Origin of the sequence: Synechococcus sp. A15-127 (assembly GCF_014280215.1) — a bacterium.
Taxonomy (GTDB): domain Bacteria; phylum Cyanobacteriota; class Cyanobacteriia; order PCC-6307; family Cyanobiaceae; genus Parasynechococcus.
Genome location: NZ_CP047948.1, coordinates 313,604 through 325,356, shown reverse-complemented (window position 1 = coordinate 325,356; position 11,753 = coordinate 313,604). Strand labels below are relative to the sequence as shown.

Below are 11,753 nucleotides of genomic sequence, written 5' to 3'. Positions count from 1 at the left end.
CCTTCGGGGGCACTTCTTTCCGTTCTCATGACCACCACCATCCAGCAGCGCTCCGGCGCTTCTAGTTGGCAGTCCTTCTGCGAGTGGGTCACCTCGACCAACAACCGTCTGTATGTCGGTTGGTTCGGTGTGCTGATGATCCCCACCCTGCTGGCTGCCACCATCTGTTTCGTCATCGCCTTCGTCGCCGCACCTCCGGTCGACATCGATGGCATCCGCGAGCCTGTCGCTGGCTCCCTGATCTACGGCAACAACATCATCTCCGGTGCTGTTGTTCCTTCTTCAAACGCCATCGGCCTGCACTTCTATCCCATCTGGGAAGCTGCTTCCCTCGATGAGTGGCTGTACAACGGCGGCCCCTTCCAGCTGGTTATTTTCCACTTCCTCATCGGCATCTTCGCCTACATGGGTCGCGAGTGGGAACTCTCCTACCGCCTGGGTATGCGCCCCTGGATCTGCGTTGCCTACAGCGCACCTGTCGCTGCAGCATCCGCTGTCTTCCTGGTCTACCCCTTCGGTCAGGGTTCTTTCTCTGACGCAATGCCCCTGGGCATCTCTGGAACCTTCAACTACATGTTGGTGTTCCAGGCCGAGCACAACATCCTGATGCACCCCTTCCACATGTTGGGCGTCGCAGGTGTCTTCGGCGGCAGCTTGTTCTCCGCCATGCACGGCTCCCTGGTGACCTCCTCCCTGGTGCGTGAAACCACCGAGAGCGAGTCCCAGAACTACGGCTATAAGTTTGGCCAAGAAGAAGAGACCTACAACATCGTGGCTGCCCACGGTTACTTCGGTCGCCTGATCTTCCAATACGCCTCCTTCAACAACAGCCGTAGCCTTCACTTCTTCCTGGCTGCCTGGCCTGTTGTCGGCATCTGGTTCACCGCCCTGGGCGTGTCAACCATGGCCTTCAACCTGAACGGCTTCAACTTCAACCAGTCCATCCTTGATGGTCAGGGCCGCGTCCTGAACACCTGGGCCGACGTGTTGAACCGTGCCGGCCTCGGCATGGAAGTGATGCACGAGCGCAATGCTCACAACTTCCCCCTCGACCTGGCTGCTGCTGAGTCCACTCCTGTGGCTCTGCAAGCACCTGCCATCGGTTGATCTGGAATCAACCTGTTCCTTCTGGAACAGCCAAAACGATTCAGATCAACTGAATCGGAAAGCCCTCACCGCAAGGTGGGGGCTTTTTGTTGTGACAGCAACGGGTCCCCGTCGTGCGATTGTCTCTGCATCAAACAGGTGGGATGGACTATCGGGCTGCCAGTCGCATCGCGGATCGCATGCGCCGGGGAATCTGGGAGAAGGACTGGAACTGTCTTCGCTACGTGGGCAACCGCTTCGAACGCGGCAGCTGCTACCGGGAAGCGTGGAAATCACTGGCTGCCTGCACGGAAGGGCAGACGGAGCTGACTCTGCCGATCTGGCAGGGGCCGCAGCACCCCTGCCGTCGACTGCTGATCCTGGAGCGCACAAGAGATCTTGGAGACGAGCTGCGCATCATCCGGTTCGTGGCCCATGCCGCCCGCGACGTTCGACAGGTCACCGCGCGCGTGGAGGCGCGGCTGATCCCTCTGCTGCAGAGAAGCTTCCCGACCGTGGAGTTCGTGGACAGAACGCAGCCACTGGATCCAGCAAGCTTCAGCCACATGGCTGCTCAGGAGAGACTCGCCTACTGGTACGGCACCGATGAAGAGGCGATCAGAAAGTCCTTTCTGCCGCTGGTCCCTCCGGACGCCGAAGAACCAGCACGGGGCATCGGCATTGCCTGGTACTCCAGAGCCATCGGCAAATCCCTCCCCTCCATCGACGACTGGGCCCACGCGCTGTCCGACGTCCCAGGCCGGATCCAGTCCCTGCAGTACCGCGAGCAGGACGCAAAATTCCAACAGCTCAGCGCCCAGGCGGGCCGGCCGATTAAGAGGGGACGTCGGGTCAACCAGAAGAAACACCTGGATCAATTCGCCGCTCAGGTCGCCGGAGTCCGCGGGGTCCTCACCATCAGCAACACCACAGCACATATGGCAGGCGCCCTGGGCATCCCCAGTGTGGTGGTGCTGGACAACGGCATCGTGACCACCTGGCCCTATGTCGCCACCACCACGCCCTTCTACCCCCACTGCCGATTGATCCGCCGGGAACAGGGGACCTGGCGGGAGGCCCTGCTCGCTGGCCGGGCACAGTTGCTCGCGATGATCGATTCAGAGATCCGATGAGGCTGCGGCGCTGGCTGGAGAGGCAGAACTGCCGCCGACGGCACGAGGCGTCACGACGGTCGTTTCTTCAGGATGCGATGCATCTGCTGGAGTTCAACGGGATCGACGGTGATTACGTGGAATTCGGCTGTGACAGAGCACAGACCTTCCGACTGGCCCATCGCTTCAGCCGTGATCTGGGCATGCACCGGCATCTCTGGGCCATCGACAGCTTCAGCGGCATTCCGGCTCCACAGGGCTTCCGCGATCTGCACCCACGCTGGATCGAAGGTGAACGCCAAACCAGTGAGGAGCAGTTCAGGCGTCTCTGCCGCCGGGCCGGCATTCCTGCAGGCGCGCGCACGGTGGTGCGAGCGACGTGGGAACAGCTGCCCCATCTGGCACCGGAGAGGCTGCCGCACAACATCTCCTTCGCCTACGTCAACTGCCCGCTGCACAGCAGCGTCAGCTCCGTTCTGCAGTGCCTTGCACCCCGCCTGAAGCAGGGGATGCTGATTGCCTTTGAGAACCATTTCGCCTGGTCACGATTTCATCGTTCAGGGGATCAGTCAGCACTGGATCAGTTCTCGCAGATCAACGACGCATTCCAGTTCCACCCGTATCGGACCTTCGGTCTCACCGGAGCATCCTTTCTGGTTGCCGAACGCTTTGCATGACGCGCATGCCAAGCTTCAGCCCAATCTGAGCCATGCAGGTGCGGAAGACGCTGCTCCGCTGGGGCCCCTGGAATTACAGATTCTGGAGGGAGCTGACACGCTGGTGCTACGAGAAGGGGCTGAAGAACCCGCCGGTGGTGAACACGTCGGCTCACTTCCCCGCCAGCGGAGAACTACAGAACGCGTACACCGACATCCGTCGTGAAACCCTGGAGGTGGCACTCTCCGGTCGCCTGCCGGCGAACCACGAAATCATGGAGCAGCAGCGGACGCTCTATGAATTCGACCGGAAGGTCTGGGGCATGCTGCCGCTGCGGGGTTACGGCTACGACTACCCCGCCAATCAGGCCCTGATCCCCACCCTGAGGAGTTTTCTGGCGCGCCATCGCGATGTTGTCTCCGCAGCGGTGAGCCTGTTCCCTCCCGGCAAGGTGCTCCGCCCCCACCGAGGACCGTTCAAGGGCGTGTGGCGCTACCACCTGCCGCTCTATGTGCAGACACTCGCGGATGGGAGTACCTCCTGCGAACTGCTCATCGATGGAACGACGTATCACCTCCATGAAGGTGAAGGCCTGCTCTGGGATGACACGTTCCTGCATTCGGCCGTGAACCGGTCGGATCAGCCACGGGTGGTGCTGCTGTTCGACGTGTTTCGCCACGACCAGCCGTTCTGGCTGATCGGACTTGGATGGCTGTTCCTCTGGGGAGCCCAGCTCTGGCAGCACGTGCAGTGCATGCGCCAACGCGCGCTGCTGAAAAGTGACCCTGGTGAGGGAACCGCCGGTGCCGTCTGAGCTGAATGGCATCGGAAGGCGACTGATCCAACGGTTCCGTCCGCCGAGGCCGGTCCAGCGGATCAGTTTCAACAATCTCTGCTGGCATGCGGAACAGGCCGCGCTGGCGCGATCGGTCGGGGATCTGCGCAGCATGCGTGAAAGCGCCAACAAGATGGAGCGCTTCGGGTACTACAAGGAGGCCTGGCGCACGTTCCACCAGATCTCCGAACTGGAGAATCCAGGCTCAGGACTGCCATGGCGGGGTCCGCGCCAGCGCGTCGAGGGATTGTTCGTGCAACGTCGGCTGAGGGATCTCGGCGATGAACTGCGCCAGGTGCACCTGGCTGCCCGGGCAGTTCAGGAGGTTCCGGTCGTGGTGGTTCTGACCGAAGAACGGCTGGTTCCTCTGTTCGAGCGCAGTTTTCCTGCCGTGCGCTTCATCAGCGAGATCTCAGAGATCAACCCCAAGCTGCGCATGCCCGTCACCAGTTACGAGCAACTCGCCTACTTCTACGGTCGCGATGAGGAGAGCATCCGCAACGGCTTTCTGCCGCTCAAGCCACCGCCTTCGCCCGAGACCGAGCGCCGTGGCCTGGGCATCTCCTGGTATTCGAAGGCGATGTACAAGAACCTGCCGGATCTCGACGACTGGGCCGAGGTGCTGAGAACGGTGCAGGGACGGATTCAATCGCTGCAGTACCGCGAGCGGGCCGCCGGCCGCAGAATGCTCGCTCAACGGAGCGGCAGGCCGATCCGCACCTCACGACCTGTGAATCAGTTCCTGGACCTTGATGGCTATGCCGGTCAGATCGCCTCCGTGCGCCGGGTGCTCACCATCAGCAACACCACAGCCCACCTGGCAGGAGCGCTGGGAATCCCCTGTGTCGTGGTGCTTGACGATGAAAGCGTCACCACCTGGCCGGATCATCAGGAGCGGTCGCCCTTCTACCCCAACACACGCCTGATCCGGCGCCGGGGGAGGGACTGGCAGACGACCCTGCGCGAGGGATTGGAGCTGCTCCAGTCGATCGAGGTGAAACCCGGCACGATGCGGCCGCAGACCGAGCCGTGATGGAGAGAATCCGCTTCCTCGCTGCATCGCTGGCCCAACGGCGACAGGACGATCGCGAGATCGCCGGGTTCTTCAAGATCGCGTTCCGATTGCTCCACTTCAACAGGATCGAGGGAGACTTCGCCGAATTCGGCTGTGAACGGTTCCGCCAGGTGCCCCTGGCCTGGCGCGCCATCCGCTCCCAGCCGACGCAGCGGCAGATCTGGGCCATGGGCAGTTTCGAGCCCCTGCCGGCAGCCCGAACGGCCCAGGACCTGCACCCGCGCTGGCTGGCCGGGACCGCAACCATCTCGGAGGGGGGGTTCCGGCGACGCTGTCGTCTGGCTGGTCTCCCGACGCATGCCTGCCGCATCAGCCGCGTGGATCTCACCGCTCTCGATGCAACCGTCACCGAGCCATCGCGCATCGCGCTGGCCAGCATCAGCTGTCAGCAGTTCAGCGCCGTCCGAGCGGTGCTGCGCTGGCTGGAACCGAAGCTGACCAACGGCATGATTCTGGCTTTCGAGCACTACTTCTGCTTCAGCCGCTTTGATCGTTCCGGAGCCCGGCATGGTCTGGAGGAGCTGCAGATGCTGAGGCCGGATCTGAATTTCATCCCTTACCGAACGTTCTCTCAGGCCGGCCAGTCCTTTGTGGTGGAAGACGCCTGAGGAGTCTTGCCCGTAGCCTTCGACGAACGGCATTGACCCATGGGAAGCAGCTTTGGCGATCTCTTCCGGATCAGCACCTTCGGGGAATCCCACGGTGGCGGCGTCGGCGTGATCGTGGAGGGCTGTCCGCCGAGGTTGAAGCTGAACGTGGCGATGATCCAGGCGGAACTGGACCGCCGTCGTCCCGGCCAGAGCCATATCACCACGCCACGACGGGAAGCGGATCAGGTGGAAGTGCTGAGCGGCCTGATGGACGACATCACCCTCGGGACGCCGATCGCCATGGTCGTGCGCAACAAGGATCAGCGACCCGGCGATTACAAGGACATGGCAGTGGCGTTCCGTCCGTCCCATGCGGATGCCACCTACCAGGTGAAGTACGGCATCCAGGCACGCAGCGGCGGCGGCCGCGCGTCCGCGCGCGAAACCATCGGCCGGGTGGCAGCTGGTGCGATCGCCAAACAGCTGCTGCACAAAGCGGCCGGCACGGAGGTGCTGGCCTGGGTGAAACGGATTCACACCATCGAGGCCGACATCGACCAGCAGAGCGTGTCGTTAGCGGACGTGGAAGCGAACATCGTGCGTTGTCCCGACCCTGCCACCGCCAAAGCCATGATCGAGCGGATCGAGGCGATCGGTCGGGAGGGCGACTCCTGCGGCGGTGTGATCGAGTGCGTTGTGCGTCAGCCCGCCATGGGGCTTGGCATGCCCGTGTTCGACAAGCTCGAGGCAGACCTGGCCAAGGCGGTGATGTCCTTGCCGGCAACGAAGGGCTTCGAAATCGGCTCGGGCTTCGGCGGCACCTTGCTGAAGGGCAGCGAGCACAACGATGCCTTCGTGCCGACTGAGGAGGGGCGGCTGCAAACCGCCACCAACAACTCCGGCGGCATTCAGGGAGGCATCAGCAACGGTGAGCCGATCGTGCTGCGCGTTGCCTTCAAGCCGACGGCCACCATCCGCAAGGAACAGCAGACGGTGGATGCCGAAGGCAACGCCACGACGCTGGCCGGCAAGGGACGGCACGACCCGTGCGTGTTGCCGCGGGCCGTGCCGATGGTGGAGGCGATGGTCTCCCTGGTTCTCGCTGATCACCTGCTGCGTCAGCAGGGGCAATGCAGCCTCTGGTGAAGCCGGGGGCCGACCTCAGGCGGAGGTGACGGGAGCTTTGCCGTTGCTGCTGACAGCCTGAGACTCAGCGGCAGGCTGAGCGGAACTGCGGGTGCGGGTGCGACGGGACGGCTTCTGGGCAGCCGCTTTCTTCTTGATCGTCTTGCGAGGTCGGGACGCGGAGGAGCGGCTTCTGTGATTGAGAACCAGAGCCCATTCCTCATCCGTGAGAGTGGATGGCTTGCTTCCGTGGGCGTAGGCGAGCTTGGCGGCCTTCTCGATGTCCTTGATCAGGTTGGTCCAGGATGTGGCGAACCGCTTGTCGGACTGAGACTTTGCGCCGCTTTCCACCAGAGTCTCGACGACCCCGGACGCAGAGACCTTCTTGCGACGACGGTTGAAGATCTCCTTCTGCAACTGAGCGATCAGGGCATCAGCCTTGTCGCTGAGCTTGATGGTGAGCTGCGACATGACGCAGAGAAACAGCTATCTCATCTGTAGCATCCTGGACGCATGTCAACCAGTGGGGTGGCATCTCCGCTCCATCGGCGAAGCCTGCAGCCAGCGCAGCAGATGCTCATCGACGCCATCCGGCCCGATGACCCGACGCCCAAGAGCGACGGCGTCATGGCCAGCCGACAACCATTGCTCAAGATCGGAAACGGCCAGACCACCGGCGGCGATCACGGCCGGGCGCTCCCCAAGTGGAACCAGCAGACGCGACCAGTAGCGGCATCCCAGGGTTGCCGCCGGGAAGAGCTTGACCAACCGGCACCCGCAACGGATCGCCTGCATCACTTCCGTAGGGCTGAACACCCCCGGAACCAGAAGAATCCCCTGCCGACGCGCCTGATCCAGCAGGATTGGATCCCAGCAGGGTGACATGGCGTAACTGAGATCCAGATCCGCCAGCTCTGCGAGAGCCTCCTGCTGGACAACGGAGGCTGCGCCAACCAGCAGTTGCGGACAGGTTTCTCTCAGCCGTCTTATGAATGGGGACCAGAGGTGGTGGTCCCGCCAGGCCACCTCCACATGAACAAGCCCGCTGTCCTGAAGCAGACGAAGCTGGTCGAGGAGTGAACCGGAGCCGGCTTGGCCGGCAAGATCCTGCTCATCCGGACGAACCACAACCAGCAGAGGCTGCTGTTGGAGGGAGGCGATCAGGGCATCCTGCCTTGATCGCCAAACGGATTCCGGCCGATCAGACGTACTCGGCAACGCGGACGTCGCGGGTGATCAGAAGCTCCTGCAGCTCCTCGGCATCAACTGTTTCCTGCTCGACGAGCAGCTCGGCCAGCTCATCGAGAACAGGTCGGTTATCAACCAGCACCTTGGTGGCTCGCTTGTAGGCGACATCAACAAGATCCGACACCTCCTGATCGATGGTGGATGCCGTGTCCTCGGAGAAATCACGTTCAGCAGCGATATCGCGACCCAGGAACATGCCGCCTTGGGAACGACCCAGGGCCACCGGCCCGAGTTTGTCGCTCATTCCGAATCTCGTGATCATCTGGCGAGCGGTGGATGCCACCTGCTGGAGGTCGTTCGATGCGCCCGTGGTCACTTCGTCTTCTCCGTAGACAATCTCTTCTGCGACACGGCCGCCGAGAGCGACAGCCATCTGGTTCTGCAGATAGGCACGGGAGTAAAGACCTGACTCCATGCGTTCCTCACTGGGAGTGAAGAAGGTGAGGCCACCAGCGTTGCCGCGGGGAATGATGGAAATCTTCTGGACCGGATCGTAGTCAGGCATCAGGGCGCCAACGATCGCGTGACCGGCTTCGTGATAAGCCACGAGCCACTTCTTGCGCTCGCTGATCACGGCGTCCTTCTTCTCAGGACCAACCATGATGCGCTCGATCGCATCACTGATTTCGTCGTTGCTCACTTCCGTGAGCTCACGCCGGGCCGCGAGAATCGCAGCCTCGTTCAGCAGGTTGGCGAGGTCAGCGCCGGTGTATCCGGGAGTGCGGCGGGCCACCTTGTCGAGGTCAACATCCTTGGCGAGGGTCTTGCCGCGGGCATGAACACCAAGGATCTGAAGACGGCCGGAGTAATCAGGACGATCGACGGTCACCTGACGGTCGAAACGACCGGGACGCAGTAAGGCCGCATCCAGGACATCAGGACGGTTGGTGGCCGCGATGATGATGATTCCGGTGTTGCCCTCGAAGCCATCCATCTCGGTGAGCAGCTGATTGAGCGTCTGCTCGCGCTCGTCATTTCCACCGCCGAGGCCAGCACCCCGCTGACGGCCGACCGCATCGATCTCGTCAATGAAGATGATGCAGGGAGCGTTCTTTTTGGCCTGTTCGAACAGATCGCGAACGCGGCTCGCGCCGACGCCGACGAACATTTCGACGAACTCAGAACCCGAGATCGAAAAGAAGGGAACTCCGGCTTCACCAGCCACAGCCTTTGCCAGAAGCGTCTTGCCGGTGCCGGGGGGACCGACCAGCAGACAACCCTTGGGGATCTTTGCGCCGACGGCTGTGAACCGCTCTGGGTTCTTGAGGAAGTCAACGACCTCCGTAAGTTCGAGCTTGGCGCCCTCGATGCCGGCCACATCGGTGAAGGTGACCTGCGTCGAAGGTTCCATCTGAACGCGGGCCTTGCTCTTGCCAAAATTCATGGCCGGATTGCCACCACCACCGGATTGAGCCCGGCGGAACAGAAAGAACAAGCCGCCCAGGAGCAGCAGCGGGAAGATCAGGCTGCCGGCTGCCTGCTGCCAGGCACTCGGCTGGCTCGAGGGCTGGACAGCGATATCAACGTTGTGCTCAGTCAGCAGACCCAGCAATTCCTTGTCAGGAGCGAGATTCACCTCGGCTCTGCGCCCATCGTTCTCAACAACCTGCGCGGTGCCGCGGTCGGGTGAAATCAGAACCCGACTGACCTGATTCTCCTGAACGGCCTCGACGAAATCGCTATAGCGCATGGTCCGCGCTTCCTGCTGGGTGTTGCCACCACCGAGGAAGGCCGGGGCGATCACAACGATTGCCAAGACAAGAAGGGCCGTCAGACCGATGGTTCTCCAGCGCTTGTTCAAGGTTCGCCTCCCAAGTGAAGGAATGTTAACGGGTCCATGAGAGCTCAGGCCGACCGAAGCACCTCAACGACGCTGCGGAAGGCGAACCACTCCGGGATGTCCTCACCATTGCGCAGCATTTTGCGGAACTGGGTTCCGCTCAGCTTCTTCACATGCAGACCGCGGGCCTCCGCGTGCTCAGCGGTGACATATCCCTCTTCCTCGGTGTAGACGAGATTGAGGGAGGGCACGGTCTCCATGGTGAGATCTGGAGCGCACTCCTTGGCGAAGTTCTGGGCGTCGTAGGGGCCGTAGAAGTCGTCACCGGTAAGGGAGGACTTACAGCCGGCCATGTCGCGGCCAATGATGAAGTGGGTGCAGCCGTAGTTGCGGCGGATGATCATGTGCTGCAGGGCCTCCCTCGGGCCGGCCATGTGCATGGCATAGGGCAGATAGGCCCAGCGGATCCGGTCGTTGTTCACTTCGGCAGCCAGACGCTCGTAGGTCTGGAAGCGCACAGCGCCGGGGATGTCGTCCTGCTGGGTGGGTCCGCAGGTGGGGTGCACCAGCACCACAGCGTTCTCGCTCACGTTCTGGGCATGCAGCGCCCGCGTGAACAGTTCGTAGTGAGCACGGTGGATCGGGTTGCGGCACTGGAAGGCCACCACGTCCTCACCGTCGGGAAGGTCAGCCCGCACCTCGGCCGGGGTCTTGCACGGGAACACCCGCTGGGGAAGCTCCAGACCCTTGAGGCTGCCGCCCAGGTAGAAGCGCTTCCGCTCCATGCTGATCATGCGAACCGCAGGGTGCTCGATCGACGTTGTGCCGTAACAGCCCTTGGCCTCCACAACCTTGTTCGGCTCCCACTTGTCCTCCACATGGAGAACAGCAAGCTCCTGCCCTTTGTAGGTGAGCAGAACCTTGTCGCCAACCACCACGTCCTCGCGATCGGTGTCCATCACGATCGGCAGGCCGAACAGCTGACCTGCTGCCGTCCGGTGTCCGGCGACCACCGCGTCGTAATCCTCCTGATGCATGAAGCCGTGGAGGGGGGAGAACCCACCGACCGTGAGCAGCTCGACATCACAGGCATTGCGATCGGAGCACTCAAGGGTCTTGCCGGCCGATGCACGGATCGCACCACGATCCGATTCCGGCACCATCAGATCCACCAACGAACCGCCGTAGGGAGCGATCACGCCGGATCGCTGGGCGGCTGCAGAAGCGCTGGCTGTCATGAGTGAGGGACCGAATCGGCGAGATTCTCCCAGACGGCTGCGATGAACACAAAAAAAGGGGCCCGAAGGCCCCTTCACAGTGAATGGACGGGTCGAAAGGGGATCAGGACTCTTCGAGACGGCCGTAAAGATCTCCGGTGATCTTGATGTCCACCACTTCACGGCCTCCCATGTCGGAGTCCGAGGGCTGAATGGCACTGAAAACGCCGGCGAATTCGCCTGTCTCAGGATCAACCTGTGTGATCGAGAGGCTCATGGTGCCAACACCATCGATGTAGCGCTTGTTGTTGTCCTTCTCCAACTGCTCGTCATCGCCTCCCAGTGCCACCAGACCCTGGGCGTACTGCACACCGGTGGTGAGGGCCCGGCCCTTGGGATCGATGAAGTTGCTGGTGCGGTAGCTGGGGGTGCGGTAGTTGCCCTCGAAGTCCGTGCTGGTGGTCAGTGCCGCGCCGTCAGCGGTGGCCTTCAGGGACTTGCTGGAGAAGGTGAAGGGAAACTCCTCGCCTCCTGGCACCAGGACGGTGATCGGCTGGAAGTCGATGCCACCTTTCTCCTGGAATTCCAGTCCGGCTTCGGTCACGGTGAGATCACCGAAGACCTCATCCAGGCTGGAGGTGTAGCGAGTGAGGATCTTGCCTTCAACGAACTCAGCCTGTTGGCGGATGTTCTTGGGCTCCTCCTTTGCATACACCTGAACAGGATGCATGCAGAGATCGCGCAGTTCGTAGCTGCCACCCACATTGAGTGGAATCGAACCACGGGCGGAATCGCCGATCGTGGGGCAATCGTTGGCTTTGCCCGTGTTGTGGATGTCGTCGTAAGTGACGTTGGACGCGCCACGCTGGACAGCTTCACTGTCACCACTGCAGGCCGTGGTGAAGAAGGTGAGGCAGAGCGCCAGCACGACGGCCAGCAGAGGACGGATGCGCATGGGAGAAGCCGGTCGGCTGGAGAACGCTGAGGTTCGGCTGATCGACTGATCAGGCCGAGGTTTGCGGATCCTA

At 62.1% G+C, this 11,753-nt stretch carries 12 protein-coding genes; 7 read left to right on the top strand and 5 right to left on the bottom strand.

What is annotated here, in order from left to right:
* The first annotated feature begins 27 nt into the window (after positions 1 to 27).
* From psbA to aroC, 7 genes are all read left to right on the top strand, one after another.
* On the top strand, positions 28 to 1,107 hold the full coding sequence (gene psbA, locus SynA15127_RS01670) for a photosystem II q(b) protein (protein WP_186484761.1): 1,080 nt from the start codon (positions 28 to 30) through the stop codon (positions 1,105 to 1,107).
* Positions 1,108 to 1,250: 143 nt separating this feature from the next.
* The gene (locus SynA15127_RS01665) at positions 1,251 to 2,219 is read left to right on the top strand and encodes a hypothetical protein (RefSeq protein ID WP_186484760.1); all 969 of its coding nucleotides are present in this window, start codon (positions 1,251 to 1,253) and stop codon (positions 2,217 to 2,219) included.
* Positions 2,216 to 2,875 (top strand): TylF/MycF/NovP-related O-methyltransferase, encoded by a 660-nt coding sequence (locus tag SynA15127_RS01660; protein ID WP_186484759.1) that lies wholly within the window; start codon positions 2,216 to 2,218, stop codon positions 2,873 to 2,875. Before SynA15127_RS01665 ends, SynA15127_RS01660 begins: the two co-directional genes overlap by 4 nt.
* A 32-nt stretch (positions 2,876 to 2,907) precedes the next feature.
* Positions 2,908 to 3,669, top strand: a complete 762-nt coding sequence (locus tag SynA15127_RS01655) for an aspartyl/asparaginyl beta-hydroxylase domain-containing protein (RefSeq protein ID WP_186484758.1) — start codon at positions 2,908 to 2,910, stop codon at positions 3,667 to 3,669.
* The gene (locus tag SynA15127_RS01650) at positions 3,659 to 4,723 is read left to right on the top strand and encodes a hypothetical protein (RefSeq protein ID WP_186484757.1); all 1,065 of its coding nucleotides are present in this window, start codon (positions 3,659 to 3,661) and stop codon (positions 4,721 to 4,723) included. Before SynA15127_RS01655 ends, SynA15127_RS01650 begins: the two co-directional genes overlap by 11 nt.
* Positions 4,723 to 5,373: a hypothetical protein gene (locus SynA15127_RS01645; RefSeq protein WP_186484756.1), complete on the top strand. Its 651-nt coding sequence runs from the start codon at positions 4,723 to 4,725 to the stop codon at positions 5,371 to 5,373. The genes SynA15127_RS01650 and SynA15127_RS01645 overlap by 1 nt, the downstream gene beginning before the upstream one ends.
* A gap of 39 nt (positions 5,374 to 5,412) precedes the next feature.
* Positions 5,413 to 6,501: a chorismate synthase gene (aroC, locus tag SynA15127_RS01640; RefSeq protein WP_186484755.1), complete on the top strand. Its 1,089-nt coding sequence runs from the start codon at positions 5,413 to 5,415 to the stop codon at positions 6,499 to 6,501.
* Positions 6,502 to 6,516: 15 nt separating this feature from the next.
* On the opposite strand, the gene SynA15127_RS01635 is transcribed toward aroC, so the two are convergent.
* The 5 genes from SynA15127_RS01635 to SynA15127_RS01615 all read right to left on the bottom strand — a co-directional run bounded on the left by SynA15127_RS01635 (position 6,517) and on the right by SynA15127_RS01615 (position 11,680).
* On the bottom strand, positions 6,517 to 6,951 hold the full coding sequence (locus SynA15127_RS01635) for a hypothetical protein (protein WP_043694702.1): 435 nt from the start codon (positions 6,949 to 6,951) through the stop codon (positions 6,517 to 6,519).
* A 45-nt stretch (positions 6,952 to 6,996) separates the two neighbouring features.
* Complete coding sequence (locus SynA15127_RS01630) at positions 6,997 to 7,698, bottom strand: bifunctional 4-hydroxy-2-oxoglutarate aldolase/2-dehydro-3-deoxy-phosphogluconate aldolase (RefSeq protein ID WP_255475538.1); 702 nt, start codon at positions 7,696 to 7,698, stop codon at positions 6,997 to 6,999.
* On the bottom strand, positions 7,682 to 9,529 hold the full coding sequence (ftsH, locus tag SynA15127_RS01625) for an ATP-dependent zinc metalloprotease FtsH (protein ID WP_043694696.1): 1,848 nt from the start codon (positions 9,527 to 9,529) through the stop codon (positions 7,682 to 7,684). The genes SynA15127_RS01630 and ftsH overlap by 17 nt, the downstream gene beginning before the upstream one ends.
* Positions 9,530 to 9,573: 44 nt before the next feature.
* Positions 9,574 to 10,746 carry a sulfate adenylyltransferase gene (gene sat / locus SynA15127_RS01620; protein WP_186484754.1) on the bottom strand — a complete coding sequence of 391 codons (1,173 nt, stop codon included), beginning with the start codon at positions 10,744 to 10,746 and terminating at the stop codon, positions 9,574 to 9,576.
* A gap of 103 nt (positions 10,747 to 10,849) precedes the next feature.
* A complete protein-coding gene (locus SynA15127_RS01615; RefSeq protein ID WP_186484753.1) occupies positions 10,850 to 11,680 on the bottom strand; it encodes a photosystem II manganese-stabilizing polypeptide in 831 nt (276 codons plus the stop codon).
* Between the last annotated feature and the right edge of the window lie 73 nt (positions 11,681 to 11,753).